Annotated in this window: 5 protein-coding genes; 2 read left to right on the top strand and 3 right to left on the bottom strand. The window is 61.3% G+C overall.

Annotated elements, in window-relative coordinates; all coding sequences use genetic code 11:
- The 3 genes from FVA95_RS34150 to FVA95_RS27950 all read right to left on the bottom strand — a co-directional run.
- The coding region (locus FVA95_RS34150; protein WP_368667377.1) for a lantibiotic dehydratase at positions 1–575 on the bottom strand (575 nt) is incomplete at its 3' end.
- Positions 576–676: 101 nt separating this feature from the next.
- Positions 677–1,642 (bottom strand): LLM class flavin-dependent oxidoreductase, encoded by a 966-nt coding sequence (locus tag FVA95_RS34145; RefSeq protein ID WP_161992508.1) that lies wholly within the window; start codon positions 1,640–1,642, stop codon positions 677–679.
- A gap of 35 nt (positions 1,643–1,677) precedes the next feature.
- Positions 1,678–2,172: a hypothetical protein gene (locus FVA95_RS27950; RefSeq protein WP_149666802.1), complete on the bottom strand. Its 495-nt coding sequence runs from the start codon at positions 2,170–2,172 to the stop codon at positions 1,678–1,680.
- A 424-nt stretch (positions 2,173–2,596) separates the two neighbouring features.
- Between FVA95_RS27950 and FVA95_RS34140 the strand changes: the two genes are divergently transcribed.
- Both FVA95_RS34140 and FVA95_RS27940 read left to right on the top strand, forming a co-directional pair.
- Positions 2,597–2,761 (top strand): gallidermin/nisin family lantibiotic, encoded by a 165-nt coding sequence (locus FVA95_RS34140; RefSeq protein WP_149666801.1) that lies wholly within the window; start codon positions 2,597–2,599, stop codon positions 2,759–2,761.
- A 529-nt stretch (positions 2,762–3,290) separates the two neighbouring features.
- Positions 3,291–3,584, top strand: a 294-nt coding sequence (locus FVA95_RS27940) for a transposase (protein WP_193564365.1), incomplete at its 3' end; no start/stop codon positions are given.

Genomic DNA, 3,584 nt, shown 5'->3' with positions numbered 1-3,584 from the left:
ACGATAAGTCCGGCATCACTCAACTCTCGCAGGAAGTCACGGAGAACTGTCGCGTCCACATCTGGAAACTCTGCAGCCAATTTCTGAAGGAGCGCGTCGACACGGACCGGGGTTTGAGCAATTCGCAGGACCGCGAGCACTGGCTGCGTTGCCCGAACGCTGCTGCTCTCGTTCACGCTGCCGTCATTGCCGCGGGGGCGTACGAAAGAAGTGAGCCGATCGGACCTCATCACAGCTGTAGGATTCAGCTGGACGAGCATCTCATCGCGTAGCGGATCTACATCACAAGCCAGTTTCCGGGCGAACTCTGATCCGACTCGCGCATGCTTCCGATGAGCTGCACCAAGTTGCACCGGATCCCCGTCGCGCACTCCGACCATCGCGAAGCCGCTAAACGTTCCGAACGGAGTGGTTCGGGTCGAGATACGCACAGCATAGCGAACGAGGGCGCGGCGTAAAGACTCTACTTTCTTCCGGTTGAGATCGTCCGGCGAGACAAGCAACCGGACGATCCCATCGTAGAGAACCGAGCTGGCTACCCTCACCGACTCCCGGAGTACCGGGTCAGTCCACATCCGACGGATATCATCGACGGGCTCGACGTCCGCTGGCCGAGCCGGATACCGGTCGACCGAACAAGTCGGGCACCGTAACATCACCATTTCTGAGAGCGTACTCACCGATCCTTCCTTTCTTTTGACCATGAGCCGTGGGGTCCGACTCCTGCAAGCTGCGCCGCCGCGAGAACTTCGTCTACAGCTGAGCCGACAGCACTAGGGCCAGCCAGATGGTGTACACCTGTGAGGTTTATGACTAGATCATCGACGCCTGCCCGTTCGAAACGTCTCATACCCGCAGCAAACTCAGCCTGGTCACCGTGCAGTACAGCGCCGCCGGACATGAGAGTAATCGCATCAGCATGTCGATCGCCGCTCATCACCAGGCTGGCGCGGCATAACATGTCGCGGTAGTGGGCGAGTTTAATGTGTCCCCCTACAGTGGAATCGGTCGCGTTGATCGGATTAACCCGGGCACTGTCAGGGACCGTTGGGATCATCGCGACGACAGATGGTCGTGAGACCCCGGCTCGCCCACTACCGCGATCCAATGCAGGAATAATGGTATGCTCAATATAAGCTGTCGGGGTCATCCATAGTACGGCCGAATCCGCACACCGGCCAGCCGCCTCAGCCATCGCAGTCCTCAGCACCCCCATCCCGAGTCGGGGCATCGGTGCCACTGACGGTGGCAGACGAACGGGCGGACTGGGACTCTCACCGGATCGTGTCGGTGACCCGAGTTCATTCCGAACTTCGGCGAGGAAACGGGATGTTTCGGTTACCGGGCGGCGGAGTGCTGAGCCCAGCAGAGCGTTCTGGAGCGCGAGGCTGCCTGGGCCGAATGCTACGTGCGGGACGTGCCCTGTCACAGCGGTCACTGTGCGCGCCTCCAAGGCGCCCTGAATCGGGTGACGTGCAGTTGTTACCGACACGCCGATACCGATCGGTACTCTGATGTCAGCGCCCGCAAGATGGGCACAGATCGCTGTCGGGTCAAGCGTCCAGCTCTGGCCGAGCCACAAACGAGAGAAGAGATCCTCGGCCACCAACTGAGTCACCGGGTGTGTCTCGATCGGATCCATCGGAACGAAGGGCCGGAGTAGAGAAACATCCATCTTCATTCCCCCGACAGCAGCCCGTATCCACCCAGGTATGAGTGTCCCAGCACCATGCTAATGGGGTCATCCCCACGCAGCGTATGCTCTGCGAAACTCCACGTTTCGATCCGGCGGGCGGCTGACCTGATGAGCTTTCGGTCAGCACTACGTATCACGGCATCCGCCAGACAGGATTCGAGACTGTATCTCAGTGCTTCAGCGATCGGGCTGTGGCTAGTGGGAAGGCACGGACCGCGATAGAGCGCTAATGCCTCGGCGACCTTCTGAGATCTAACCAGCGCGAAAACATGCAACGCATCGATCTCTGGAACCGGATACAATCGAAACTGCCGACCGCTGCGGTCGAACCGCACATCAATTCCAAGCCGACGAGCCCGGTAGGCAAGTGTCGGTAACGTCGATTCGGCAATGTCCTGCTCGTAGAGCCGCCTTTGAAGGGGGGTCCTATGCATCCGTCCACCGGCGACTGCAAGCGCAGTCACCAGCTCGACCACCTTAATGCACCCGACGCTGCGTCCGTTAATCGTACAGCTACCGAGTATTTCTATCTCACTTGGCGGTGCAGGTCTCCCATCCTCGCCCGAGAGGGGACCTGCCCTGTTGCGCATTGTATCGGCGCCTTGCTTACAGCTCATCATCGCCCCCCGGCGTCTCCTCCCGGGCTCGCCTCCACGACCTCGTCCAAGCTCTGCCGAGGCACGCTGGTTGCGCAAGTTTTGTAACCTATCTTACTCATCATCAGTCGGAGTTGTACGATTAAGTAGCCCTATGTCCAGGTCGAAAGTGGCCTCGATGACCGTGGGTTGCCGAGCAAGAGCCCTCTGTGATTTGCACGTGAAATATGGGTGATGGACACCGGTCAATGTTCTGCCGCCGACGGAGCTACCCTCGGCTCATCCGTACCATGAAAGGATCGGCATGATGTCTGAATTTGACCTGGATGTCCGGACTGACGGACCACCGGCGGCAGCTACCTCCCGGATCACGAGCAAGTCGCTCTGCACCCCGGGCTGCATCACCGGCCCGCTGCACTGCAGCACCGGTCCGTGCAGCGGAGGCTGCTCTATCGCGGTCTCGCGCTGAGCCTGTCTGGCATTCGGCGGATCTGCTCGTCGGCCTCCACAAAGTCAGCTGCTAGTACCGCACCGGCACTCGCGTGTTCTACAGGTCACTGATGGGTCGGTCACGTTCGATCGAGTACCAATCCCATCCGGTTCGACTCGCCGACCAGGTGTTCAGCAGTCCATCAGACCCGCGAGTCGAGGAACGCCCTGTCGAGTGCCGTTGCAGCCCCCGGCGTGCTGACGGGGCTCGCGTGTCGAGCCATGCTCGTCGGGGAGGTACGCGCTGGATATCCAGCCTGTGATCCCCGGGCAGGGAGCAGGGCGCTGACCTGTTCCCTGCCCGGGTCTTGGGACACTGGCCTGCCGAGTGCCTAGGGCGTGTCTCCTAACGCGCGTAGCCAGGTCACGATCGCCTTCAGGAGGAGGACGAGGTTGCGTCCAGGGACGTGGTGTACGACGTCGTCGCTGATCAACGGCGTGGCGTCGGGATATGAGACGGCCACCGCGTGATCCTTCGAGTGCTTAGAGTTCTCGAGGGAGGAGACTCGATGGCCGCGTCAGACAGTGTGAACGATGTGGCGGGCTGGGTGAACGACCGGCTCGCTGATGCAAGCCCGGATCTGCTCCGGGCGATGATCAAACAGTTCGCCGAGACGCTCATGGCGGCCGAGGCCGACGCGATGTGCGGCGCCGGCTATCGGGAACGCAGCGCCGAGCGGGTCAACTCCCGCAACGGCTACCGGGCCCGGGACTGGGACACCCGCGCCGGCAGCGTGGAGCTGGCGATCCCCAAACTCCGCACCGGTTCCTACTTTCCCGACTGGCTGCTCGAGCGCCGGCGC

The sequence above is a fragment of the Pseudonocardia sp. EV170527-09 genome, assembly GCF_008369905.1.
GTDB lineage: Bacteria > Actinomycetota > Actinomycetes > Mycobacteriales > Pseudonocardiaceae > Pseudonocardia.
The sequence above is the reverse complement of the archived record's forward strand: the minus strand, read 5'-3'. Positions and strand labels throughout refer to the sequence as shown.

Coding starts and splice junctions, on each gene's coding strand:
- FVA95_RS34145 (WP_161992508.1), bottom strand. CDS start 1,642: ATGGATCCGATCGAGACACACCCGGTGACTCAGTTGGTGGCCGAGGAT.
- FVA95_RS34140 (WP_149666801.1), top strand. CDS start 2,597: ATGATGTCTGAATTTGACCTGGATGTCCGGACTGACGGACCACCGGCG.